Raw genomic sequence first — 24,479 nt, forward strand, 5'->3', positions numbered from 1 at the left:
GACCGGGCGTCCCGCAGGCCCTGTTGTGTGGAGGGGACCTCGCTGGGTCGCCGGAGCTATCCCGCGGCGGCCAGATAGGCCACGGTGTCCCGCAGCCGCTCCGCCGCGGCACGCAGCGCACCGGCGTCCGGGCCGGCGCGCAGCACCTCACGCGAGACCGCCGGCAGCAACGTGCCCGCAGCGGCCCCTCCCAGCCCGGCAAGGGCCTCTGGGCGCCCTCCCTGGGCCCCAACGCCGGGCACCAGCACCGGCCCGCCCAGGGCACTCAGATCGGGCACCTCACGCAGCGTGGCGCCCACCACCACGCCGATCGAACCCAAACCGGCCGCATTGTCGGCCCGATTGGCTGCTGCGGCGGCGTCGACGATCGCCTGCGCCACAGTGCGGCCGTCCCCGCCCTGGGCACGTTGCACGCTCGCGCCCTCGGGATTGGAGGTGGCGGCCAACACGAACACTCCGCGCCGGTGCTGTGCCGCGGTCTCCAGCAGCGGTTCCAGGGACCCGAAGCCCAGGTAGGGCGACGCCGTCACCGCATCCGCCGCCAACGGCGACGGTCCGGCCCAGGCAGCGGCGTAGGCGGCCATGGTCGAGCCGATGTCGCCGCGCTTGGCGTCGGCGAGCACCAACACACCGGCCTCGCGCAGCGCCGCGATGGTGCGCTCCAGCACCGCGAAGCCGGCCGACCCATAGGCCTCGAAGAACGCCACCTGCGGCTTGACCACCGCGAAGCCGGCGAACGCCGTCACGCAGGTCTCGCTGAACGCCGCCAGCCCGTCGGGCGTCGCGGGCAGGCCCCACGCCGCCAGCAGTTCGGGGTGCGGATCGATGCCCAGACACAGGGGCCCGCGGGCCGCCGTCGCTTCGGCCAGGCGCGCGCCGAACCCCGGTACCACTACTGCCCGCCGAGCGTGCTGTGCAGTTCCTGCAAGGAGCGCACCCCGATATCGCCCCGGATGCCGGCCTCGATGCCCTGCACCGCCGCGGCCGCACCCTGAACAGTGGTGATGCACGGGATGTTCACGCTGACCGCTGCCGAACGGATCTCGTAGCCGTCCACCCGCGGACCGGAGTTGCCGTACGGGGTGTTGATCACCAGGTCCACCTCCCCGGCCCGGATCGCGTCCACCGCGGTCAGCTCCGGGCGCTGCGGACTGGGCTCCTCGAAATTCTTGCGTACCACGTCGCACGGAATACCGTTGCGCCGCAGCATCTCCGCGGTCCCCTCGGTGGCCAGGACCCGGAAGCCCAAGTCGGCGAGCCGTTTGACCGGAAACACCAGCGACCGCTTGTCGTGGTTGGCCACCGACACGAACACCGTGCCCTGAGCCGGCAGCGACCCGTAAGCGGCGGTCTGACTCTTGGCGAACGCGGTGCCGAAGTCGCGGTCGATGCCCATCACCTCACCGGTGGACTTCATCTCCGGGCCGAGGAGCGAGTCGATGCCCGAGCCGTCCGCGCGACGGAAGCGGTGGAACGGCAGCACGGCCTCCTTGACCGCGATGGGGGCGTTCGGGCCGACGGTGGCCCCGTCCCCCGACGCGGCCAACAGGCCCTCGGATCGCAGCTCGGCGATCGTGGTGCCCAGCATGACGCGCGCACAGGCCTTGGCCAGCGGCACCGCGGTGGCCTTGGACACGAACGGGACCGTGCGGCTGGCCCGCGGATTGGCCTCCAGGACGTAGAGCACGTCGTCTTTGAGGGCGAACTGCACATTGAGCAGCCCCACCACCCCGACGCCATGAGCGATGGCCTCGGTGGCCCGCCGCACCTTTTCGATGTCGCTGCGCCCCAGCGTCACCGGCGGCAGCGCGCAGGCCGAGTCACCGGAGTGGATGCCGGCTTCTTCGATGTGTTCCATGATGCCGCCGATGTAGACCTCGGTGCCGTCGCACAGCGCATCGACGTCGATCTCGATGGCGTCTTCGAGGAACCGGTCGACCAGCACCGGGTGCTCCGGTGACAGCTGGGTAGCCCGAGTGATGTAGCCGTGCAGGGTCTCTTCGTCGTAGACGATCTCCATGCCGCGGCCGCCCAGCACATACGAGGGACGCACCAGGACCGGGTAGCCGATGTCGGCGGCGATCCGCTTGGCCTGCTCGAAGGTAGTCGCCGTGCCGTACCGGGGCGCCGGCAAACCGGCCGTGGTCAACACGTCACCGAACGCACCGCGGTCCTCAGCCAGATCGATGGCTTCCGGGCTGGTTCCGACGATCGGCACGCCGGCATCGGCCAGCCGCTGGGCCAGCCGCAGCGGGGTCTGTCCGCCCAGCTGGACGATCACGCCGACGACCCCGGGGCCACCCTGCCCGGACTGCTGCTCGGCGTAGTACACCTCGAGCACGTCCTCGAACGTCAACGGTTCGAAGTAGAGCCGGTCGGCGGTGTCGTAGTCGGTGGACACCGTCTCGGGGTTGCAGTTGATCATCACCGTCTCGAACCCGGCCTGGCTCAAGGTGGTCGCGGCATGCACGCAGCTGTAGTCGAACTCGATGCCCTGGCCGATCCGGTTGGGCCCAGAACCCAGGATGAGCACCTTGGGTTTGACGTCCTGGGCCGCCACCTCGGTCTCGGCGGCGGGGTCGAGCTCGAACGTGCTGTAGTGATACGGCGTCTTGGACTCGAATTCCGCGGCGCAGGTGTCGACGGTCTTGAACACCGGATGAATGCCCAGCCGATCCCGCAGCAGCCGCACCCCGTCCTCGCCGGCCAACTCCGGGCGCAACACGGCGATCTGGTGATCGGACAGGCCGCTGTATTTGCAGCGCCGCAGCAGGTCCGCGTCGAGCACCGGGGTGTCGACGACCTCGGTGCGCAGCGCCACCAGGCCGTTGATCTGCTCAACGAACCACGGGTCCACCCCGGAGGCTTCGGCGACCGCTTCCACACTGGCGCCCTGCCGCAGGGCCAGCTCGATGTCGTAGAGCCGGCCTTCGGTGGGCACCCGCAACCGTTCCAGCGCTGCGGCGGCCGAGTCTTCCTCGGGGTCGGGTTTGGTCCAGAACCCGGCCCGGTCGGTCTCCAGCGAGCGCATCACCTTGCCGAGCGACTCGATGAAGTTGCGGCCCAACGACATCGCTTCGCCCACCGACTTCATGGTGGTGGTCAGGCGCGGGTCGGCGCCAGGGAACTTCTCGAACGCGAAGCGTGGTGCCTTGACCACCACGTAGTCCAGCGCCGGCTCGAAGCAGGCCGGGGTCTCTTTGGTGATGTCGTTGATGATCTCGTCGAGGGTGTAGCCGATGGCCAGCTTGGCAGCGATCTTGGCGATCGGGAAGCCGGTGGCCTTCGACGCCAGCGCAGAGGATCGCGAGACTCGCGGGTTCATCTCGATCACGATGAGCCGGCCGTCTTTCGGGTTGACCGCGAACTGGATGTTGCAGCCGCCGGTGTCCACCCCGACCTCGCGCAGGATCGCGATGCCCAGGTCGCGCATCTTCTGGTATTCCCGGTCGGTCAGCGTCATCGCCGGGGCGACGGTCACCGAATCACCAGTGTGCACGCCCATCGGGTCAACGTTCTCGATCGAGCAGACCACCACGACGTTGTCGTTGCCGTCGCGCATCAACTCGAGCTCGAATTCTTTCCACCCGTAGATGGATTCCTCGATCAGGACGTTGGCGGTCGGCGAGGCGGCGAGGCCGTCGCCGGCCATCCGCGCCACCTCGTCGAGGCTGGCCGCCAGCCCGGATCCCAAGCCACCCATGGTGAACGAGGGGCGAACGACGACCGGCAGGCCTAGTTCGGCGACGGTCTCGGTGACCTCGTCCATGGTGTAGCAGACCCTGGAACGCGCCGACTCGCCGCCGACCTTGGCGACGATGTCCTTGAACTGCTGGCGGTCCTCGCCACGCTGGATGGCCTCGAAGTCGGCGCCGATCAGTTCGACGCCGTACCGCTCCAGCACCCCGTGCTCGTGCAGCGCCACCGCGGTGTTGAGCGCGGTCTGCCCGCCCAGGGTGGCCAGCAGGGCATCGACCTTGTTGCCGCGCTCGGCCTGCTGGGCGAGCACCTTTTCGACGAACTCCCAGGTGATGGGCTCGACGTAGGTGTTGTCGGCGTATTCGGGGTCGGTCATGATGGTGGCCGGATTGGAGTTGACCAGGCTCACCTGCAGGCCTTCGGCCTTGAGCACCCGGCAGGCCTGGGTTCCCGAATAGTCGAATTCGCAGGCCTGTCCGATCACGATCGGCCCGGAGCCGATCACCAGAACATGGCGCAGGTCACTACGGCGCGGCATTACTTCTCCCCTGCCATCAGGTCGACGAACTGGTCGAACAGGTATTCCGCGTCATGCGGTCCGGCCGCGGCTTCCGGGTGGTACTGCACCGAGAACGCCCGGCCGTCGGCGAGCTTGACGCCCTCGACGACTCCGTCGTTGGCGCAGGTGTGGCTGACCACCGCCGGGCCGAAGTCGGTGTCAAAGCGCTGGCCTGCTTCGCCCTCTAATGCGAAGCCATGGTTCTGCGCGGTCACCGCTACCCGGCCGGTGGCGTGGTCGATCACCGGGATGTTGATGCCGCGGTGGCCGAACGTCATCTTGTAGGTGTTCAGGCCCAGCGCCCGGCCCAGGATCTGGTTTCCGAAACAGATTCCGAACAGCGGAATTCCGGCGCCGAGCACCTCGCGGGTCAACGCCACCATCCGATCGGCGGTGGCCGGGTCCCCGGGCCCATTGGACAGAAACACCCCGTCGGGCTTCAGGTCGGCGATCTGTGCGAAGTCCACCGAGGACGGCAGTACGTGGCTGCGGATTCCGCGCCGCGAGAAGTTTCGGGGCGTGTTGGTCTTGATGCCCAGGTCCAGCGCGGCGATGGTGAACCGGTGTGCGCCATCGGGTTCCACCACGTATCCCGCCTCGGTGCTGACCTGGCCGGCGAGGTCGGCGCCGAGCATCGACGGCTGCTCGCGGACCCGGGTCACCAGCTCGTCCGGTGATGCCAGCGCGTCACCGGAGAACACCCCGGCCTTCATCGAGCCGTGATTGCGCAGGTGGCGCACGATGGTCCGGGTGTCAACGCCGGCGATACCGACGATGCCCTGGCGTACCAGCTCGTCGTCGAGGGTTCCGGTGGCCCGCCAGTTCGATGCCCGCGGCGACGGGTCGCGCACCACGTAGCCCGCCACCCAGATCTTCTCGTCGCGGCTCTCCCCGTCCTCGCGGTTCCAGCCGGTGTTGCCGATCTGCGGGGCGGTGGCCACCACGATCTGCCGGTGGTAACTGGGGTCGGTCAGGGTCTCCTGGTAGCCGGACATCCCGGTGGAGAACACCGCCTCGCCCAGGGTCTGTCCCACGGCCCCGAACGGTGTTCCTGTGAACGTCCGGCCGTCCTCAAGCACCAGCACCGCTCGCGCGTTACTCACTTGCGCCACTCCTCCTCATCGCTGCGCTCTGCATCGTCGCGGCGCTTCCGTCACTCGTCTTCACTTTTCTTCTAACCAGCGGCTGTGCTCTGCGCGGTCGTCCGCGCGGAAGCCGGTGTCTATCTCGGTGCCCGACGGCAGTCGCCAGCGGATCGCCAGCACCCCGTCGTGGTTTCGGGTAGGAATAGCGCGTCCGGCGATGCCGCGTTCGGTGCGGACCGCGATCACCGCGTCTGCGGGGATCCAGATCGGCCGGGCGCCGCTGCGCTGCACCATGATTCCCTCGGGGTAGCGGGTCAGCACCGCCTTGGTGCGATAACCCAGGTCGCCGACCACCACCCGGTCGTTCCACTTCGGCGCCAGCGTGCACCCCAGATACTGCCCGCGGGTGGCGGCCACGGTGGGCGACCCCACCGTGTCGGGCACCATCGGCAGTGTCCCGATCAGCGCGTCCTGCAGCTGGCCGCGGCGGCGCCAGCCGCGCATCATCAATCGGATCACCACGCCGATCAGCACCACCAGCAGAAAAGCGAAGACCAGCGAGCCGATCAACGTGGGGGTGTTCATGCCGGGCTCTTCCCGTCCCGGGCGGTGATCCGGCCGCGCAGCAGGGTCGCGGTGACGGTCGCGGGCAGGATCATCTCTTCATAAGGGGTGTTGTCCGAGCGGCTCGCCAGCTGCGCACCGGTGACCACCCAGGTGGTGTCGGGATCGATGACGGTCAGGTTGGCCGGCTCGCCCACCTCCAGTGGACGGCCCTGGTCGGGCAGGCCGACGATCTGGGCCGGCCGCTCGCTCATCACCCGGGCCACATCGCGCCAGCTCAACAGGCCGGTCTGCACCATGGTGGCCACCACCACCGACAGTGCGGTCTGCAGGCCCAACATCCCGGGCCGGGCCGAGGCGAATTCGCAGGTCTTCTCGTGGTCGGCGTGCGGTGCGTGATCGGTAGCCACGCAGTCGATCACGCCGTCGGCCAATGCCTGGCGCAGCGCCTCAGTGTCGGAGGCCTCGCGCAGCGGCGGGTTGACCCGGTTCATTCCGTCGTAGTCGGCGAGCCGGCTGTCATCGAGCATCAGGTGATGCGGGGTGACCTCGGCGGTCACCGAGATACCTTGCGCCTTAGCCCATTTGAGGAGCTCGACCGTACCGGCGGTGGATGCATGGCAGATGTGCAGTCGGGCGCCGGCGTCGCGGGCCAGCAGGACGTCCCGGGCCACGATCGACTCTTCGGCGACGCGCGGCCAGCCGGCCAGGCCCAGCCTTGCGGCGTTGGGCCCCTCGTGGGCCACCGAGCCGACCGTCAGCCGCGGCTCCTCGGCGTGCTGAGCGATCAACACCCCCAGTCCGGTCGCGTACTCCAGTGCGCGTCGCATCACCAGGGGGTGGTCCACACAGACACCGTCGTCGGAGAACATCCGAACACCGGCGGTACCGGCGGCCATCATGCCCATCTCCGTCAGCTGCGTGCCGCCCAGTCCGACCGTGACGGCGCCGACCGGGTGCACGTCGACCAGGCCGATCTGCTGCCCGCGCGCCCAGACATGATCGGTGACCACCGGGGAGTCGGCCACCGGATCGGTGTTGGCCATCGCGAATACCGCGGTGTAGCCGCCCAGGGCCGCCGCCGCCGAGCCGGTTTCGATGTCCTCGGCGTATTCGCGTCCCGGTTCACGCAGATGGGTGTGCAGGTCGACGAAGCCCGGGAGCAACACCTGCCCGGGCGCGTCGATGATCTCGCACTCGTCCGGAACAGCCAGGCCGGTACCGATCTGCGTGATCTGACCGCCTTCGACCAGGACGTCGACCTGGTCGCCTTCGCCGTAACACCGCACACCGCGGATCAGCACGCTCACAACGCTGCTTCCTCTCCAACCGACCCGGCGCCCGACGCGGATTCGCTGCCCACCAGCAGGTGAAACAGCACCGCCATACGCACATGTACCCCGTTGGAAACCTGTTGCAGCACCGCCGATTGCGACGAGTCGGCCACCGACGAGGAGATTTCCATGCCGCGCAGCATCGGCCCGGGATGCAGTACCACCGCGTGGTCGGGCAGCATCGCCCGGCGCTTCTCGCTCAGCCCGTAGCGCACCGAGTACTCCCGCGTCGACGGGAAGAATCCGCCGGTCATCCGTTCGGCCTGCACCCGCAGCATCAGCACCGCGTCGGCGGCCGGCAACTCGGCATCGAAGTCATGCGAGACCCTCACCGGCCAGTCGGCCACCCCGACCGGTAGCAGGGTCGGCGGGGCCACCAGCACCACCTCGGCGCCCAGCGTCGACAGCAGGCTCACGTTGGAGCGGGCCACCCGGCTGTGCACGATGTCGCCGACGATGACGACGCGGCGGCCCTCGATGCCGCCGAGGCGCTGGCGCACAGTCAGGGCGTCGAGCAATGCCTGGGTGGGGTGTTCGTGGGTGCCGTCACCGGCGTTGATCACCGCCGGACCGCCGTCTTCGGCGGCTCCGGTCCACTCCGAGAGCAGGTGTGCCGCACCCGAAGCCGGGTGACGGATGATCAGCGCGTCGGCGCCGGCGGCCCGCAAGGTGAACGCGGTGTCGCGCAGCGACTCCCCCTTGTTGACCGAGGATCCCGACGCGGACACGTTGATCACATCGGCGCTCATCCACTTGCCGGCCACCTCGAAGGAGACCCGGGTCCGGGTGGAGTTCTCGTAGAACATGGTGATCACGGTGCGCCCGCGCAGGGTGGGCAGCTTTTTGACCTCGCGCCCCACCAGCGCCTGAGCGAAGCGGTCGGCGTCGTCGAGGATCGCGGTGGCCTCATCGCGGCTCAAGTCGCCGGCTGCCAGCAGATGCCTGGTGCTCATCGGGTAATCACCACCTGGTCGCGACCGTCGTGTTCAGCCAGTAGTACGTGCACGCTTTCGCCGCGGGCGGTCGGCACGTTCTTGCCGACGTAGTCGGCGCGCACCGGCAGTTCGCGGTGGCCGCGGTCCACCAACACGGCCAGCTGCACGATCCGGGGCCGGCCCACGTCGCGCAGCGCGTCCAGTGCGGCCCGTACCGATCGGCCGGCGAAGAGCACGTCATCGACCAGGATCACGCACGCGTCGTCGATGCCGCCTGCCGGAATCGAGGTGGGCTCCAGGGGCCGCGGAGGCTGCCGCATCAGGTCGTCGCGGTACAAGGTGATGTCCAGCGCGCCGTGCGCGACATCGACACCACAGAATTCGCTGATCTTGGCGGCCAGCCGCTGGGCCAGGGTGACACCGCGGGTGGGAATACCCAACAACACGACGCGCGGGGCATTAGCTCTATCGGGGTCGTCTAAAGCCGTCTTCTCGATGATCTGATGCGCGATCCGAGAAACGGTGCGACCTACGTCCGCCGAGGACATCAATTCCCGGTCGGTGCTGGAATTACCGGCAGCGCCCATGCGAAACCGCAGGACCTCCTTCTCCGCCTCGCAGGACGGATCGTTAAAGGATGTCGAACTGCCGCGTAGCCTAACATCTGCCGCGCTTGCGATCGCCGCTAACCTGACCAGGTGAATCTCGACCCGAATCAGGCGCCGCTGCGCGAGGCCTGCGACAGCGGCCTGCTCGCCGGCGTGGTGACGCTCGTCTGGCAGCGCGGCTCGGTGCTGCAGGTCAATGAGATCGGCCACCGCGATGTCGGCGCCGGCCTGCCGATGACCCGCGACACGATCTTCCGGATCGCCTCCATGACCAAGCCGGTCACCATCGCCGCCGCGATGACCCTGGTCGACGAAGGACGGCTGCGGCTGACCGACCCGATCGCGCACTGGTTGCCGGAGTTCGCCGCGCCGCGGGTGCTGGTCGACCCGGCTGGTTCGCTGGAATCGACCACCGCGGCACGGCGCGCAATCACGGTCGACGATCTGATGACGCACCGCTGCGGCATCGGCTACGGGTTCTCCGTACCCGGTCCGATCGCGCGGGAGTACCAGCGGCTGCCCTTCGGGCGCGGGCCCGAGGCGTGGCTGACCGCGCTGGCGGCGCTTCCCCTGGTGGATCAGCCCGGTGAACGTGTCACCTACGGCCACGGCACCGACGTGCTGGGCGTGCTGATGTCGCGGATGGAGGGCAAGCCGCTACCGCAGGTGATCGAGGAAAGGATCCTGGGCCCGCTGGGGATGGCCGACACCGGTTTCTGCGTCACACCGCAGGCCCGCGGACGCAGCGCCACCATGTACCGCGTCGACGGGGACACACTGCGCGACGACGCGATGGGGCCGGTCCCGATCGCGATGCCGGCGTTTCCCAACGCCGGGGGCGGCTTGATGTCCACCGCCGACGACTATCTGGCCTTCACCCGGATGTTGTTGGCCGACGGGATGTTCGACGGCACCCGGGTGCTCTCGGCCTCCTCGGCGCGGGCGATGCGCACCGATCAGCTCACCGACGACCAGAAGCGCCACCCGTTCCTGGGCGCCCCGTTCTGGGTCGGCCGCGGCTTCGGGCTCAATCTGTCGGTGGTGACCGACCCGGCGAAGTCCCAACCACTGTTCGGACCGGGCGGTGCCGGCGCGTTCGGCTGGCCGGGCGCCTACGGCACCTGGTGGCAAGCGGATCCGGCCGCGGATCTGATCCTGATCTACCTGGTCCAGAACTCGCCGACGCTGTCCACCGACATGGCCGTCGCGGTCGCCGGCAATACCTCGATCGCCAAGCTGCGGGTGGCGCAGCCGAAGTTCGTCCGGCGGACCTACGCGGCCCTGGGTTTGTGAGCCCGGGCTGGCGGCAAGACCGTTGAGCATCAGGCGTGCATCGAGTGTGCGGTTCGGTAGGCCAGAAGACGATTTCGCCGACCAAACCGCACACTCGGCACGTTTCTCCTAGAGCCGCTCCCCCGCCAACCGCGCCTTCTCCAGCGCCGCGTCGCGCATCTGTGCCCGCTCCTCGGGGGTCCACCGGGTGGTCGGTTCGAAGACCAGTGTCTCGACGGCGTAGCCCAGCATGGTGAACACGTACTCCAGATACGGCCGCTGAAAGTCCTGCAGGTCGGCGCGATCGCCGTCGTAGGCGCTGGAGCGCGTCAAGATGAGTTGCAGCGGCTTGCCCTCCCCCAACGTGCCCACGTGTTCGCCGCGCTCGTTGAGGGTGAAGCTGGCCATCGGCTGCACGATGACGTCGATCCAGGCCTTCAGGGCATGCGGCACATGCCAATTCCACATCGGCGAGGAGACCACCAACCGATCGAATGACCGCACCCGCTCGATCTCGGCCAGCACCTGCGACCAGATCTGCTTCTGCTCGGGGGTTCGGCGTTCGCCGTAGAGCGGTGCGAACTTGGCGAACGCGGCATCACGGCCGAACACCAGCATCTCGTCGGTCCACACCGAGAACCGTTCGACGTCGCCGACCGCTGCCGCGGGCGCGGCGTCCAGGAAGGCCTGGGTCAGCGCCGAGGACAGCGAGTGCTCTTGTTTCGGGCTCGCCTCCACCCACAGAGTTTTCATGGTGTCCTTCGCCTCGGTCAGATCATCGAGATCGGTGAGATCTTCACGCCGGCCTCGAGTGCGCCCGACAATTCGCGTGCCACGTCGTAGTCGAAGACGACGTGTCCGCAGATGACGTCGACATCGCGTTTGGCGCGCTGGAGCGGGTTGGCCACGAACTGCGCGCTGGCACCGGAGGCTTCGAGCAGATCGGCGATCACGGCCCGGGATTCGTGCACGATATAGGCGGCCGCAGCCCGGGCATCGGCCCGAACGGGGCGACTGATCCGCTCGCGCGCATCCACCGCGTCTTGAATCCGGCCCGCGGTGTCATCGAGAAGCCCGCGCAGCGCACGCAGCCGAACCCGCGCATCGCCCAGGCGGATCTGGGCCGCCGGCTGATTCTTCTGCGCCGCACCGGAATACGCCAGCACCCGCTCGGTCAGGCGTTCGGCGAACAGGTCGGCGACCCATTCGGCCGACCCGAGGGCGGGCATCGCGGCGACCAGGGCCAGCGCCGGGACCATCGGCCACCGGTACGCCGAGGCGTCATGCAGCTCGGCGCCGGGAGCGGTTCCGGAGTAGATGTCAAGGACCTTGACCAGTCGGTGCGACGGCACGTGCACGTTCTCGATGACGACATCGTTGGAGCCGGTGGCCCGCATGCCCGCGGTGTGCCAGACGTCCTCGATGCGTATGTCGGCCGCCGGGAGCAGCACCAGCGCCGGGTAGGGCGCCTCAGAGCCGTCGCTGGGTCCGCAGATCGCCCCGACCATGATCCAGTCGGCGTCCATCACGCCGGTCGCCCACGACCAGCGCCCGGACAATCGGATGCCATCACCGTCGGGCACGCCGCGCCCGGTCGGCGCCAACGGCGCCGGGCACAGCACCGGCCCGGAAGCGAACACCTCGTCTTGGGCCTGCTCACCGAAGAGCGCCAGCATCCAGTTGTGCAGCATGTAGAACCCGAGCGTCCAGGCACTGGACGCGCAGCCGTGTGCCATGCGCCGAATCGGGTCGAGGATCTCGGGAAATTCCGCCTGCTGCCCGCCATAGCGGGCCGGTAAGAGCAGGTCGGCCAGTCCGGACTTGCGGAAGTCCTCGACGGTCTCGGCCGGAAGACGGCGCAGCTCCTCGGCGGCTGCGGCGCGTTGCGCCAGTCGAGAGATGAATTCCTCGGGCACCACCGGTGCCGTCATGGTCGCCATACCCGGACCGTACCATACCTTTTGGTATGGAGGTCAGTGTCGCAGCATGACGTCCAGGAACCGTTCCCGCCCGCTCGCCGCTCGTGCGCTCGGCGCCGAACCGGACAGATGCAGAAATCCGATTCCGACGGCGAACGTTGCATTGGCGCGCATGTCGGCCTCGTCGGTGTCGAAGCCGTCGTCGAGAAACGCCTGCCGAACCGCCTTGAGCACCCGCCGATCCGAGCTGCGGACCGCCGCGGCGACACTGTCCTCCGACCGGGCCCATTCGCGCATGGCACGTTCGAGCATCCAGTGGGCGGGCCCGACCAGGGCGGCCATCATCCGCGACAGCCGCTCGCGCGGCGGCAGTTCCGACAGCGCATCGAAGTCGCCGCGGTCCGAGTCACGCACTGCGGCAAAGGTGTCGACCAGCGCCTGCCGGTAGGTCTTCATATCGGCGAAATGCCAGTAGAAACTGCCTTTAGTGACTCCGAGCCGCTTGCAGAGCCGGTCGATGGTCAGCGCCTTGACGCCGTCTTCGGCCAGAATGCGGAAGCCGGCCTGCACCCAGTCCTGTACGGACAGCCGGGGATTGCCGCCCGACCCGCCAACTGTGTCCGACGTGGCCATGGCGAGTCAGCGTACTGACCCGGCCGCTTCCTGCAAGGCCCGACGCGCGTACGCGCGAACGTCGGCGTCGTTGTCCTTGACCGCGAGCCCGAGCGCATCGCGAGCGGCGACGTCGGATTCGGCCCAGAGGGTCAGCCCCAGCACGGCGGCTTTGCGCACGTCGAGATGCGGGTCCTCCAGTGCCACCGTCAGCAGCGGCACCGCCGCTTCGGCGTGCGCACCGACCAGCGCGCGGGCCGCGCCGACCCGAACCTGCCACGCCGACTCGCGTAGTGCCGGGGTGATGACGGTGAGGTCCTGCGGCCCGCAGCCGATCTCACCGAGCGCGGCCAGTGCCGCCGCACGCACCAGCGGGTCCGGGTCGCCGATCAGGACCCGTACGGTATCGGCCCCGGCGCGCAACGTCGCCAAGGCGTTGGCTGCGGCGACGCGCACTTCGCGGTTGCCGTCGTCGGCGGCGATCGCCACCGTTGCCGCGTCGTCGACCGAGACCAGTGCCCGCACCGCTTCGATGCGCACGCGGTGGTCGGGATCGGCCAGTGCGGCCCGGTAGTCCGCCGGGTCTCCGGCCCGCCGGCTGGACAGCAGGTACACCACGCAGGCCCGCACCGCCGGATCCGGCGAGTTCAACTGCGCACCTGCCGACTCCGGATCGGCAACCACTTCGACGAGCTCACGCGCCCCGTCGGCAGCGGTCCGGCGCACCGCCGCATCAGCGTCGGCGAGCGCGCCGAACAGCGCAGCGGCGTAACCGTCGGGAGTGTGCTCGCTCAGCGCGGCGACCGCGGTGCGGCGCACCGCCGGATCGGGATCACCGAGGTATTCGGCCAGATCGGCCAGTGTCGGCTCCTCCAGGGCCACGACCGCCGCGATACGCGGCGATGGCGGGTGCACCGCGGCCGGTGCCGCAACCCGTGAACCCGCGGTCGCCGGAGCCTGGCCGCCCAGCAGCGGCGGCTGCGCCACCGCACGCACGGACTGGTCGGTCGGCGGCAACCCGTCCAGTTCGGGGACGGCCACGAAGTAGGGGGCGACCGGGCGTTTGAGGAATTCCATGGTGCCGTCGGCACGTTTGCGCACGTTGAGGTGGTAGCCCCACTGCGCGTCGTCACGACCGGGCAGGTCGGCACGGTCGTGGTACAGACCCCACCGGGACTCGGTCCGAGTCAACGATGACCGGGCGGCCAACTCCGCGCAATCACGGATGAACGACACCTCGACGGCCCGCATCAGCTCGTGCGGGCTGCGGGCGCCCATCTCGGCGATCTCACCGCGCATCCGCTCGAAGGTCTGCACCGCCAGCGAGAGTTTGGCAGCCGACTTCGGCGGCGCCACATAGTCGTTGACGAACCGACGCAGCTTGTATTCCACCTGCGGCTGCGGCGGACCCTCGGGGTGGCGCAACGGGCGATAGATCAGCTCGTGAGCCTCGGCGAGCTGATCGGCCGGCAGCTCCCCCGGCGCCGTGACCTCGCCCAGTGTCGCGGCCGCATCCGCACCGGCGAGGTCACCGAACACGAAGGCGCCGATCATGTAGTTGTGCGGTACGCAGGCCAGGTCGCCGGCGGCGTACAGGCCGCCAACCGTGGTGCGGGCATTCTCGTCGACCCACACCCCCGATGCGGAATGCCCCGAGCACAAACCGATCTCGGAGATGTGCATCTCGATGTCGTGGGTGCGGTAGTCGTGACCGCGGTTGGCGTGAAAGGTTCCCCGGGTGGGCCGCTCGGTGGTGTGCAGGATGTCCTCCAGCGCCGAGAGCGTCTCGTCGGGCAGGTGCGACACCTTGAGGTAGATCGGCCCGCGCGCGGAGTCGATCTCGGATTTGACCTCGGCCATCATCTGACCGGACCAGTAGTCGGAATCGACGAACCGCTCCCCCAGCGAGTTCACCTGATAGCCGCCGAACGGGTTGGCCACGTACGCGCAGGCTGGCCCGTTGTAATCCTTGATCAGCGGATTGACCTGGAAGCATTCGATGCCGGACAGCTCGGCGCCGGCGTGGTAGGCCATCGAATAGCCGTCGCCGGCGTTGGTCGGGTTCTCGTAGGTGCCATACAGATAGCCCGACGCGGGCAGCCCGAGGCGCCCGCACGGCCCGGTCGCCAGGATCACCGCCTTGGCGCCGACGGCCACGAACTCACCGGTGCGGGTGTGCAATGCGGCGGCCCCGACCGCCCGGCCGTCGCGAGTGAGCACCCGCACCGGCATCAGCCGATTTTCGATGCGGATCTTCTCCCGCATCGAGCGCTGCCGAAGCACCCGGTAGAGCGCCTTCTTGACGTCTTTGCCCTCGGGCATCGGCAACACGTAGGAGCCGGAGCGGTGTACCCGACGTACCGCGTACTCGCCGTGCTCGTCCTTCTCGAACTTCACTCCGTAACGTTCCAGCCGCTGCACCATCGCGAAGCCGCGGGTGGCGGTCTGATAGACGGTGCGCTGGTTGACGATTCCGTCGTTGGCGCGGGTGATCTCGGCGACGTAATCCTCGGGCTCGGCTTTGCCGGGGATCACGGCGTTGTTGACGCCGTCCATGCCCATCGCCAGCGCCCCGGAGTGGCGCACGTGCGCCTTCTCCAACAACAGCACCTGCGCGCCGTGCTCGGCGGCGGTCAGCGCGGCCATGGTGCCGGCGGTGCCGCCGCCGATCACCAGCACATCGCAGTCCAGCCGCTGCGGGGTGGCGACATCCGGGATCTGCAGGGACGTCTGCGTCATGAGTGCTCCAATGCGGTGAGGATGGCGGCCCGCAGTGCGGGTTCTGCCCGGCCGCAGCGCGGTTCGGGAACCTCGATCAGTGCCCGCAGTGGCTGTCCAGCACGCCCGAGCACCGCCACCCGGTCACCGAGTGCCAGTGCCTCGTCGACGTCGTGGGTGACGAACACGATCGTGGTGGGGTGGGATCGCCAGGTGTCGATCAGCAGCGCCTGCATGGCGGCGCGGGTCGCGCTGTCCAGCGCCCCGAACGGTTCGTCCATCATCACCGCACGAGGCGCGCCGGCCAGGCCGCGGGCCAACTGAACCCGTTGCCGCATCCCGCCGGAGAGGCTTTTCGGCAGATAATCGCCGAACCCGGTCAGCCCAAGCTCAGCGATCCACCGGTCGGCTTGGGCCCGCCGCCCGGCGCGCGGGACACCGCGCAGTCGCAGCGCCAGCTCGATGTTGGAGCGCACCGAACGCCACGGCAACAGCGCGTTGTCCTGAAACACCACGCCGCGGTCCCGCGAGGTGGTCCTCACCACGGCGTCGTCGGCCAGCACTTGTCCCTGCTCGGGATGCAGTAACCCGGCCAGGGCGCGCAGCACGGTCGATTTGCCGCAGCCGGATGGACCGGTCAGCACCAGGATCTCGCCCGGGCGCACGGCCAGGCTCAGCTCATCAATCACCGGAAAGTCGGTGTAGGACAGCCGGACCCGGTCCAGTGTGAGGCTCATGCCGACCGTCATCGACCGTTCTCCTCACTGCGCGGCAGCCAGCGGGTCAGCCGCCGCCCGACCGTCTCCACCGCAGCCGAGGTGGCGAACCCCAGCACGCCGATGGTGATGATGCCGACGAACACGTCCGGGTAGGCCAGCACGGTGTAGGCCTGCCACGTCCGATACCCGATACCGAGGCGCCCGGAGATCATCTCCGCGGAGATCACGCAGATCCACGACACACCCATGCCGACCGACAGGCCGCCGAAGACCCCCGGCAGGATGCCCGGAATCACCACCTGGCTCAACACATCCCAGCGTCCGCCGCCCAGGGTGCGGACCGAGTCCTCCCACAGCGTGGGCAGGGCGCGCACCGCGTGCCGGGTGCTGACCAAGATCGGGAAGAAGGCGGCCAGGAACGTGATGAACACGATGCCCTGTTCGCTGGCCGGAAAGAGCAGGATCGCGACCGGAACCAACGCGATGGCCGGGATGGGCCGGATCAGTTCGGTGAGCGGGCCGACGACATCGGCGGCCACCCGCGATCTGCCCAGCAGGATGCCGGTGGCGACACCGACCGTCGCGGCCAGACCGAAGCCGGTGAGAATCCGAATCAGCGACTGGGCCAGATCCAGCCAGTACGCCTCGGTGCCCAACCGGCGCACCAACGTGGTGAACACCTCATCGACGGTCGGCAGCGTGTCGAACCGCAGCCACCACCGCACGTCAGCGACGGTCAGCAACTGCCACAGCCCCAGTGCGGCCACCACCGAGGCCAGGCGCAGCAGCCAGGACCACCGTAGGGTCCGGGCCCGGCGCGGTACGGCGCCGACCGGAGCGGACGCGGCCGGGGCGCCGGCGAGGACCGCGGTCACGCCGCACCCGCCAGGGCCTGCCGGTAATCCAGCACGACGCCACCAGGATGCGCGGCGACATAGCGCCTCGCCCCGGCTGTCGTGTCGAAAGACAGGTAGCGCGTACCGTCGCGAACCCACGCCGATTTGTCGGCGAACCATCGAGTCCCCAGCTCGGCGTCGTGCACATAGGCGGCCCGCAGGTGATCACCGCGGGCCGTCGCGGCGCGCACGGCGTCCAGCAGCGCGCCGGAATCCGGCACCGTCACGGTGGTTTCGGATCCATCCAGCCAGAGCTCGCCGCCGACCGTCGTGGGTTTGTCGATCTCGGCGACCGTCTTGTCGTAGTCCAGCTTTCGCGCATCGAACGCCGCGCGTAGCGGCTTGTCGTCGACGAATCCGTCCACGTCGAAGTCGTCCAGCTCGGCGAAGTCGCCGATCGACTTGAGGTAGGGCACGTCGTTCTTCAACGCGGCGACCAGCTGCGGCTTGAGGGTGGCGTCGAACGAGGTGCCGCCCGGCCCGTTATAGAGGTAGACCACCTCCTGCGGCAGCCCGCTGCCCTCGGCGACGATGCGGGCCGCCTCCAACGGCTTGCGTTTCAGGAAGTCGGTCGCATCCAGCTGGGCTTGCAGGAATGCGTCGAGCACTTCTGGGTGGGCCCGCGCATAGCTTTGGCGCACCACCACCCCGTGCAGGGTCGGGTAGTTGAGTTCGGCACCGTCGTAGAGCAGCCGTGCCCGGTCCTGATACACCAGCAGTCCGGGCCAGGCCACGAATTGCGACAGGCCTTGGACCTGACCGGATTCCAGTGCTGAGGCACCCACCTGAGGCTGCTGATTGAGCACCTCGACGCCGGTTCCGGTGCCGGCCAGCGCGCGCAGCAGGGTGCCGTGGCCGGCCGAGCCCACGCTGGCCGACACCTTGGCACCGGCCAGATCGGCCAACGTGTCCGCACGGGAGTCGGGCGACACCACCACCATGTTCAAGGCACCGGCGGGGTGATAACCGGTCACCGCAACGATCGCGGTGCGGGCCTGCTCGTTGGCCCGGGTTCGGACGCCATTGACCAGCATGGGGTAATCCCCCATCGAGCCGATGTCGATCTTCTCGGCGAGCATCTGCGCGGTGATCGGCGCCCCGGTGTCGTAGTCCTGCCAGTCGACCCGGTAACGAGTTCCGGTCCGGTTGGTGATGTCGGCGAGCCGGCGCTCCAGGTAGCCGCGAGCGCGCAGCAGTGTGCCGGCGGTCGCGGTGTTGATGGTCTTGGACTGATAACCCACCACCACGTCGACGGAATCACCCGCGGTCGTGGAATCCAGCGAGCATCCGGCCAGCGCGAGGATGGCGCTGGTCAGCAGAACGAGGGATCTCTTCATGAAACACCTTGATGGTCAATGCATTCAGCGAATGAGATAGGGCATGTTGACGGTGACGGCGCCGGTCGGACAGCGCGCCGCACACGGTCCGCAGTACCAGCACTCGTCGACGTGCATGAAGGCCTTGCCGTTGTCCGGGTTGATCGCCAGGGAATCCAGCGGGCAGATGTCGACGCACAGCGTGCAGCCGGAGATGCACAGTGATTCATCGATCGTCACGGGAACATCGGTACGGCCGTTGACCAGTGTCATGGATCGCTCCTTGTCAGGGTGCCGCGCATGGTGACGCGGTCACCGCGCATCCGGATGTATTCAAGATCGACGGGCCGGCCGTCCTCGAGGCTGGTGAGCCGTTCCAGCATCAGCAGGGCCGCGCCGCCGGGAAGTTGCAGGAGAGCCGCGGTGTGCGGGTCGGCCGGAATCGCCTCCAGCGCCAAGGTCGCATCGCCCAGGCGCTGGCCGCTGATCTGTTCGATCAACGGGAACACGTCGGTGGACTCCAAGGGATGGGCCAGCACAGCAGCGCCGATGTCGGGCGCCAGATAGGTCTGGTCCAGGCTCAGCGGCACATCACCGAGGTAACGCAGTCGTTCGATGAAGACCACCTGGGCGCCGGCGCCGAGGCCGAGCCGGCGGGCGACCGACGGCGGGGCGCCTACCGTGGTCGCCACCCGCACCTCGTTGCGCACCTCTTGCGCATCGAAGGTCTCCTGCAGGCCGCGCAGTGAGTCCAGTCCGTGGTCGTATTTGTGTTGAGCCACGTGGGTGCCGGTTCTCGGCCCGCGGTGGATCAGTCCTTCGGCCTTCAGCGCGGCCAATGCCTCACGAACGATATTGCGGGAGACGACGAACTCGGTGGCCAGTTCCGGTTCGCCGGGCAACCCGTCGTCGTAGGCGCCGGCATGGATCTGATGGCGTAGCACGTCGGCGACCTGCCGGGCCCGATCCGCACGGCGAATCGGCTGCGATGCGACAGGGGCTTCGGCCATGCAGACACGCTAAGGGCCGGTACCTCGGCGACCCCAGAGCTGCGAATTCCGCTGATCGGGGGGTGAAACTCATTGCGCCACCCACCCGCTGCGGGCTGCCAGCGGAAACCTCGTGGTGTGAACGCATTGCGCCGCCGCGGCACCCGCGGCCCGGGTAACAATCGCGGTGAGGCTAATCGGCGACGCCGGGTGCCCGCGCATAGCGGGCCAGGGCCTCGGGAGTGAACACCGCCAACCCCAGCTCGGGGTTGTAGCCGTGAATCTCTTTCACGTCGAGTTCGGCCAGGAAGTACAGAATCTCCTTGGAGATCACCTGACCGGGAACCAGCACCGGGAAGCCGGGCGGGTACGGCACGACGAAGGTGGTCGAGACCAGGGTCTTGCCGTCGGCGACCCGGCGGCCGGCGTCGCCGAGCATCACATATTCGCGATCGGACTCCTCATAGCCGGCGTAGAACGCCAATCGCATGTCACCGAACGTGCTGGCACCGCCGGGACGAAACGCGGGGGCGAACTCGCTGAAGTCCGGCAGCGGCGGCAGGTCTTCGGTGATCTCAACGATTTTGCGCTGCTGCAACGCCCGATCTTCGCTGCTGGCCGCCGCCCAGGCCCGGTCCAGTTCGCCGGCCACCCGGCGCAATGCGTCGAGCAGATAGTGCACGCTGGACCAGGTGACGCCAATGGTGAAGATCAACAGCACAGAGTTGATAGAGGTCTTGTTGATCTGGATGCCGAAGCGATCCATCAGGACCTTCTCGCGGAACTCGTAGCCGTTCATCCCGGTCTGACCCACGAACAGCGTTACCCGGGTCGGGTCCAACACGAATTCGTCGGAACGCCAGGCCTCGTTCCACTCCGCCAGCCCGCCCTGGCGGACCTGACGGTAGGAATTGACCGTGGAAGTCCGGAATTCGCCGGGCACCAGATCGTCCTCATCGAGAATCCGGAACCATTTGTTGATCAGCCGGTCTTTTCGAACCCGGTGGCGAAACACCAGCGCCATGTCGTAAACCCGCCGGACTATGTCAAACCCTTCGATGTCGACCTGGCGGCGGGCCAGGTCCAGTGAAGCGAGCAGCTGCTGATTCGGTGAGGTGGAGGTGTGGGTCAAAAACGCCTCGGCGAACGCATCACGCGCCAGCGCGTTGAAGTCCTTATCCCGGACGTGGATCATCGACGCCTGCCGCAGCGCCGACAGTGACTTGTGCGTGGAGTGGGTCGCATAGACCCGCACCCGTGCCGAAGGGGCGGGCAGCAGCCGGTGCTCGCTCCACTGGTCGCGATCAATTCCCTCCATGGATTCGCGCCACGCTTGGTACTCGTTGGCATATCGCGGTGAGCCGAGCATGCTCTCCAGGCGTTCGGCGGCAACCATGGCGGTGCGTTGCCGGGCCCACGGCACCGCAGTCGCAAACGCGTACCAGGCCTCATCCCAAAGGAAGCAGATGTCCGGCTTGATCGCCAGGACTTCCTCCATCACCCGTTGAGGGTTATAGACAACGCCGTCGAATGTGCAGTTGGTCAAAGACAACATCCGGACCCGGTGCAGCTGTCCGGCAGCCTCCAGGTCCAGCAACGCCCGCTTGATGGTGTGCAACGACACCGCGCCATATATCGCCGTAGGCGCCAACGGGTAGGCGTCCAGATACATCGGATAAGCACCGGCCAGCACCAGGCTGTAGTGATGCGACTTGTGACAGTTCCGGTCGATCAGCACGATGTCACCGGGCCGGGTCAACGCCTGCCCCACGATCTTGTTAGCCGTCGAGGTCCCGTTGGTGACGAAGTAGGTATGGTCGGCGTTCCAGGTCTTGGCGGCCTTGTTCATCGCCACCCGGATAGTGCCGTGGGGGTCCAGTAGCGAGTCCAACCCGCCGGAAGTCGACGAGGTTTCGGCCATGAAGATGTTGCGGCCGTAGAACTCCCCCATGTCCTGCAGCGAGCGGGAATTGAAGATGCTGGCGCCGCGCGCCACCGGCAACGCGTGGAACTGACCGACCGGCTCGGCAGCGTAAGCCCGCAACGCATCGAAATACGGTGTGGCGTAGCGTTTCCGGATGCCGGCCAGCACCGTGCTGTGCAGATCGGTGACGTCGTTGAGCCGATAGAAGGTGCGGTCGTAGACGTCGGGTTCTGCCTCGGTGTCCGCGGCGATTGATTCGTCAGTCAGCATGTACAGGTCGATGTGGGGACGCAGCAGCCGCATCCATTCGCCGCACTCGATTGCATCGTGGCTGCCATCGACGACTCCCGCGTCGTCGTTGGCGCCCAAAAGTGTGTTCATCAACGGGACCCGGTCGCGCGATCGCAGCGGAAGGTCATGCCGCACGATCGCCGCCTGAATCTCACCGTTGAGCGCTACGGCAGTGATGGCGTCCTCGACGCTGGAAGCCACCAACAGCTCGATCTGCACGTCATCGTCGACGTTACGCAGTGCGCGAAGGCTTTCCGCCAGGCTTTCCGGTGCTTCAGGCGGCGAGTCGTCGGCCAGCAGCACGGTGTAGAACTGCTGCCGCCGGGCCTGTGCCACCAATTCCTGATCGGCCAACGGTGAACCGATGTCGAACAACGCCGCCCGGTCCCCATAGTCCGACAGCAGCCGCACCACCAGCGATACCTGCTCGGTCAGCGACACCGTCGCCATGCCTTCGAGGTAGTTGCGAAACGCCGTCAGCCTTCCCGCGCCGGGGAACAACCAATATCGCTCGTAGGCCGCCAGTCGTTGCATCAGGCGCTTGACCTGCGCATATTGATGGGTGGTATCCATGCCGGCGCGGTCGACCGCAGCCAACTCCCGACACGCGTCGTCCAGCAGGTTCCAGGTGTCCACCCGTGAATACGACGGGTTCGCCACCGCCGCCAACGCCGATACTCTCAGTCTCCGATTCCGTGCGTCCCAATCTTGGCCCATGGGGCCAGTCTGCATGATCTTGACGCGGCCTGGCCGGTTTAGCGACCCCCGGCCCCCTCCGCCGGCAGGCTCGCGAGAGCGCGGCGATCAGTCCTGCGGGGTGGCTTCGGAGTCGGTCTCACCGGATGCGGCCGCAGGTTCAGTCGCCCCGCGAACGGCCAGCGAAGCGGCCCGCAGCTGCGGGGTCACCAGCATCACCTGGCCGAGCACGCCGTTGACGAATCCGGGCGAGTCGTCGGTGGACAATTCCTTGGCCAGCTTGACCGCTTCGTCCACGGCGACCGGCTCCGGCACGTCGTCGGCGTGCAGCAACTCCCAGATCGCCACCCGCAGGATCGCCCGGTCCACGGCCGGCAGCCGCTCCAGTTTCCAGCCCTGCAGGTGCGAGGTGATCAGGTCGTCGATGTGGGCGGCGTGCTCGGTGACCCCCTTGGCCACCGTCACGGTGTACGGGTGCAGCGGCGACACGTCGGGCTGCTCACTCGCCAGTGCCGTACGCAACTCCGCACCTTGGGCCGGGGTCAGTCCCCGGGCCTCAGCCTCGAAGAGCACGTCGACGGCACGCTTACGGGCCTGGTGCCGGCCCTTTACCGGCTTGCCAGCGGGCATGGTCAGGAGTTGACCCGTCCCAGGTAGCTGCCGTCGCGGGTGTCGACCTTCAGCTTGTCCCCGGTGTTGATGAACAGCGGCACGTTGATCTGGGCGCCGGTCTCCATGGTGGCCGGCTTCGTGCCCGCGCTCGACCGATCGCCCTGCAACCCGGGCTCGGTGTGGGTGACCTCCAGCTCGACGCTGACCGGCAGCTCCAGGTACAGCGGCACTCCGTTGTGGAAGGCGATCTGTACCAGCATGCTCTCCAGCAGGTAGTTCGCCGAGTCGCCGACCAGCGATTCGGGCAGCGGGTGCTGCTCGTAGTCCTCGCTGTCCATGAACACGAAGTCGTTGCCGTCGCGGTACAGGTAGGTGGCGTCGCGGCGGTCGACGGTGGCGGTCTCCACCTTCACGCCGGCGTTGTAAGTCTTGTCCACGACCTTGCCCGACACCACGTTCTTGAGCTTGGTGCGCACGAAGGCCGGACCCTTGCCCGGCTTGACGTGCTGAAACTCGGTGATCTGCCACAGCTGGCCGTCGATCACCAATACCAGTCCGTTTTTGAAGTCAGCAGTTGAAGCCACGGTCGTTCACGTCTCCTAGAGAATGGTCAGTTCCTTGGGGAACCGAGTCAGCAGGTCCGGGGCCTGCCCGGCAGTATCAGCGACCACGAGCGTGTCCTCGATACGGACCCCGCCACGATCAGCCAGATAGACGCCGGGCTCTACGGTCACCACAGCACCGGCAAGCAGTGTACCGTCGGCCGCCGCATTGATTCCGGGCGCTTCGTGAATCCGCAACCCGACTCCGTGGCCGAGGCCGTGACCGAACGTCTCGCCGTAGCCGGCCTCGGCGATCACCATGCGCGCGGCCGCGTCGACTGCACGCAGTTCCGCGCCCGGTTGCAGTGCCTCGCGGCCGGCCCGCTGCGCCGCTTCGACCACCTGATAGATCTCCCGTTGCCAGTCGGCGGGCGGCCCCAGCACGAAGGTGCGGGTCATGTCGGAGTGGTAGCCGGCCACCAGGGCGCCGAAGTCGATCTTGACGAAGTCACCGGTGGCCAGCACCGCGTCGGTGGGCCGGTGATGCGGAATCGCCGAGTTGGGGCCGGTGGCCACGATGGTCTCGAACGACGCGGCGTCGGCGCCGTGGTCGAGCATCAGCGCTTCCAGCTCCCGGCGGACCTCACGTTCGGTGCGCCCCGGTCGCAGGCCGCCGCGCTCCACCAGGTCGCCCAGGGCCGCGTCGGCCGCCTCGCAGGCCCGTCTCAGCAGGTCGACTTCGCCGGCGTCTTTGACCTCGCGCAGCGTCTCCACGGTGTTCGAGGCGCGGACCAGCTCGACGGGACTGTCCGCGCCGGCCACTGCGCCCTGTGCCTGCATGGCCGCCGAAAGGGCGTCGAATCCGTCCACGGTCACCACGTGGGCTTCGAACCCGACCCGGCGCGCCCCGGCCGCCGCGGCCTGGGTGATCAGGTGGCGGGCTCCGGTGCGTTCGATCGCGACCTGCAGGTCGGGGGCCTGTCGGGCAGCCTGTGTGCGGTAGCGGCCGTCGGTTGCCAACACCGGCGCCCGCTCGTCTGCATAGACCAGCAGCGCCCCGGCCGAGCCGGTGAATCCGGACAGATAACGCACGTTGATCAGGTCGGTGACCAGCATCGCGTCCAGGTCGGCGGCGCCGATCGCGGCACTCAGACGCGCCCGACGGGAGGAATGTGTCACGCGGTGTGAC

General features: G+C 68.1%; 21 protein-coding genes. 1 reads left to right on the forward strand and 20 read right to left on the reverse strand.

Annotated features, from left to right (window positions below; genetic code table 11):
* Nucleotides 1-56 precede the first annotated feature (56 nt).
* The 7 genes from pyrF to pyrR are packed head-to-tail and all read right to left on the reverse strand — an operon-like array spanning nucleotide 57 to nucleotide 8,763.
* A complete protein-coding gene (pyrF, locus tag MJO54_RS12915; RefSeq protein WP_046284734.1) occupies nucleotides 57-893 on the reverse strand; it encodes an orotidine-5'-phosphate decarboxylase in 837 nt (278 codons plus the stop codon).
* Complete coding sequence (gene carB, locus MJO54_RS12920) at nucleotides 893-4,237, reverse strand: carbamoyl-phosphate synthase large subunit (protein WP_240175012.1); 3,345 nt, start codon at nucleotides 4,235-4,237, stop codon at nucleotides 893-895. Before carB ends, pyrF begins: the two co-directional genes overlap by 1 nt.
* Nucleotides 4,237-5,361, reverse strand: coding sequence for a glutamine-hydrolyzing carbamoyl-phosphate synthase small subunit (gene carA, locus MJO54_RS12925; protein WP_046284736.1), 1,125 nt, complete (start codon nucleotides 5,359-5,361; stop codon nucleotides 4,237-4,239). Before carA ends, carB begins: the two co-directional genes overlap by 1 nt.
* Nucleotides 5,362-5,421: 60 nt before the next feature.
* Nucleotides 5,422-5,928: a PH-like domain-containing protein gene (locus MJO54_RS12930; protein WP_046284737.1), complete on the reverse strand. Its 507-nt coding sequence runs from the start codon at nucleotides 5,926-5,928 to the stop codon at nucleotides 5,422-5,424.
* Nucleotides 5,925-7,217, reverse strand: a complete 1,293-nt coding sequence (locus MJO54_RS12935; RefSeq protein WP_046284738.1) for a dihydroorotase — start codon at nucleotides 7,215-7,217, stop codon at nucleotides 5,925-5,927. Before MJO54_RS12935 ends, MJO54_RS12930 begins: the two co-directional genes overlap by 4 nt.
* Nucleotides 7,214-8,194, reverse strand: a complete 981-nt coding sequence (locus MJO54_RS12940; protein ID WP_046284739.1) for an aspartate carbamoyltransferase catalytic subunit — start codon at nucleotides 8,192-8,194, stop codon at nucleotides 7,214-7,216. Before MJO54_RS12940 ends, MJO54_RS12935 begins: the two co-directional genes overlap by 4 nt.
* Nucleotides 8,191-8,763: a bifunctional pyr operon transcriptional regulator/uracil phosphoribosyltransferase PyrR gene (pyrR, locus tag MJO54_RS12945; protein WP_046284740.1), complete on the reverse strand. Its 573-nt coding sequence runs from the start codon at nucleotides 8,761-8,763 to the stop codon at nucleotides 8,191-8,193. The genes MJO54_RS12940 and pyrR overlap by 4 nt, the downstream gene beginning before the upstream one ends.
* 111 nt (nucleotides 8,764-8,874) lie before the next feature.
* Here pyrR and MJO54_RS12950 point away from each other — a divergent pair, with 111 nt between their 5' ends.
* Nucleotides 8,875-10,077 carry a serine hydrolase domain-containing protein gene (locus MJO54_RS12950; protein ID WP_046284741.1) on the forward strand — a complete coding sequence of 401 codons (1,203 nt, stop codon included), beginning with the start codon at nucleotides 8,875-8,877 and terminating at the stop codon, nucleotides 10,075-10,077.
* Between the two features lie 108 nt (nucleotides 10,078-10,185).
* On the opposite strand, the gene MJO54_RS12955 is transcribed toward MJO54_RS12950, so the two are convergent.
* From MJO54_RS12955 to MJO54_RS13015, 13 genes are all read right to left on the reverse strand, one after another.
* The gene (locus MJO54_RS12955; RefSeq protein WP_046284742.1) at nucleotides 10,186-10,809 is read right to left on the reverse strand and encodes an FMN-dependent NADH-azoreductase; all 624 of its coding nucleotides are present in this window, start codon (nucleotides 10,807-10,809) and stop codon (nucleotides 10,186-10,188) included.
* A gap of 17 nt (nucleotides 10,810-10,826) precedes the next feature.
* Nucleotides 10,827-11,987, reverse strand: a complete 1,161-nt coding sequence (locus MJO54_RS12960) for an acyl-CoA dehydrogenase family protein (protein WP_046284755.1) — start codon at nucleotides 11,985-11,987, stop codon at nucleotides 10,827-10,829.
* Between the two features lie 42 nt (nucleotides 11,988-12,029).
* Nucleotides 12,030-12,608, reverse strand: coding sequence for a TetR/AcrR family transcriptional regulator (locus MJO54_RS12965; protein WP_105295188.1), 579 nt, complete (start codon nucleotides 12,606-12,608; stop codon nucleotides 12,030-12,032).
* Between the two features lie 6 nt (nucleotides 12,609-12,614).
* Nucleotides 12,615-15,326, reverse strand: a complete 2,712-nt coding sequence (locus tag MJO54_RS12970; RefSeq protein WP_105295189.1) for a fumarate reductase/succinate dehydrogenase flavoprotein subunit — start codon at nucleotides 15,324-15,326, stop codon at nucleotides 12,615-12,617.
* Complete coding sequence (locus MJO54_RS12975) at nucleotides 15,323-16,054, reverse strand: ABC transporter ATP-binding protein (protein WP_105295190.1); 732 nt, start codon at nucleotides 16,052-16,054, stop codon at nucleotides 15,323-15,325. The genes MJO54_RS12970 and MJO54_RS12975 overlap by 4 nt, the downstream gene beginning before the upstream one ends.
* Entirely contained in the window at nucleotides 16,051-16,899 is an 849-nt protein-coding gene (locus tag MJO54_RS12980; RefSeq protein ID WP_065153475.1) for an ABC transporter permease, read from the reverse strand. Before MJO54_RS12980 ends, MJO54_RS12975 begins: the two co-directional genes overlap by 4 nt.
* Complete coding sequence (locus tag MJO54_RS12985) at nucleotides 16,896-18,257, reverse strand: ABC transporter substrate-binding protein (protein WP_240175013.1); 1,362 nt, start codon at nucleotides 18,255-18,257, stop codon at nucleotides 16,896-16,898. Before MJO54_RS12985 ends, MJO54_RS12980 begins: the two co-directional genes overlap by 4 nt.
* Before the next feature lie 24 nt (nucleotides 18,258-18,281).
* Complete coding sequence (locus tag MJO54_RS12990; RefSeq protein WP_046284748.1) at nucleotides 18,282-18,509, reverse strand: 4Fe-4S dicluster domain-containing protein; 228 nt, start codon at nucleotides 18,507-18,509, stop codon at nucleotides 18,282-18,284.
* Complete coding sequence (locus MJO54_RS12995) at nucleotides 18,506-19,246, reverse strand: GntR family transcriptional regulator (protein ID WP_046284749.1); 741 nt, start codon at nucleotides 19,244-19,246, stop codon at nucleotides 18,506-18,508. The genes MJO54_RS12990 and MJO54_RS12995 overlap by 4 nt, the downstream gene beginning before the upstream one ends.
* A gap of 172 nt (nucleotides 19,247-19,418) precedes the next feature.
* Nucleotides 19,419-22,157 (reverse strand): aminotransferase class I/II-fold pyridoxal phosphate-dependent enzyme, encoded by a 2,739-nt coding sequence (locus MJO54_RS13000; RefSeq protein WP_046284750.1) that lies wholly within the window; start codon nucleotides 22,155-22,157, stop codon nucleotides 19,419-19,421.
* An 87-nt stretch (nucleotides 22,158-22,244) separates the two neighbouring features.
* The gene (nusB, locus tag MJO54_RS13005) at nucleotides 22,245-22,766 is read right to left on the reverse strand and encodes a transcription antitermination factor NusB (protein WP_046284751.1); all 522 of its coding nucleotides are present in this window, start codon (nucleotides 22,764-22,766) and stop codon (nucleotides 22,245-22,247) included.
* Nucleotides 22,767-22,768: 2 nt separating this feature from the next.
* Entirely contained in the window at nucleotides 22,769-23,332 is a 564-nt protein-coding gene (gene efp / locus MJO54_RS13010) for an elongation factor P (RefSeq protein ID WP_024442176.1), read from the reverse strand.
* 15 nt (nucleotides 23,333-23,347) lie between these two features.
* Nucleotides 23,348-24,469, reverse strand: coding sequence for an aminopeptidase P family protein (locus MJO54_RS13015; RefSeq protein WP_105295191.1), 1,122 nt, complete (start codon nucleotides 24,467-24,469; stop codon nucleotides 23,348-23,350).
* Nucleotides 24,470-24,479 lie beyond the last annotated feature (10 nt).

Origin of the sequence: Mycolicibacter virginiensis, assembly GCF_022374935.2 — a bacterium.
GTDB classification, from domain to species: domain Bacteria; phylum Actinomycetota; class Actinomycetes; order Mycobacteriales; family Mycobacteriaceae; genus Mycobacterium; species Mycobacterium virginiense.